This is a genomic window from Streptomyces niger, assembly GCF_000718305.1.
In the GTDB taxonomy this organism is placed as follows: domain Bacteria; phylum Actinomycetota; class Actinomycetes; order Streptomycetales; family Streptomycetaceae; genus Streptomyces; species Streptomyces niger.
In genome coordinates this window covers 1-423 of the sequence record NZ_JOFQ01000071.1, presented here as the reverse complement: position 1 = coordinate 423, position 423 = coordinate 1, and the positions used below count along the sequence as shown (strand labels likewise).

The following is a 423-nucleotide window of genomic DNA, read 5'->3' as shown; positions in this document are numbered from 1 at the left end:
GCGATCTTCATGGCTTCCTCGATGAGGGTCTCCACGATCTTCGACTCCGGCACGGTCTTGATGACCTCGCGGCACCTCCATGCCGTCCAGCCCCGCCGTGACCTCCTCGGCCAACTTGTACACATCCACCTGCGCCCGCCCACACGACGGACACGAGACGATCTCCAACCGCCGCTGCCGCAGGTTCAGCGACTCCAAAATGGAGATACCGACCTTGACCTCCTCCGCCGGCGGCGCCGACAGCGACACCCGGATGGTGTCCCCGATGCCCTCGCTCAGCAGCGCACCGAAGGCCACCGCGGACTTGATGGTGCCCTGGAAGGCCGGGCCGGCCTCGGTCACCCCCAGGTGCAGCGGGTAGTCACACTGCGCCGCCAGCTGCCGGTAGGCGTTGACCATCACCACCGGGTCGTTGTGCTTCAC

1 pseudogene is annotated in these 423 nt (G+C 66.7%); it reads right to left on the bottom strand.

The features are described 5' to 3' along the window. Positions 1 to 423: pseudogene (locus tag IF20_RS36945) on the bottom strand (flavodoxin-dependent (E)-4-hydroxy-3-methylbut-2-enyl-diphosphate synthase); the annotation flags it as partial.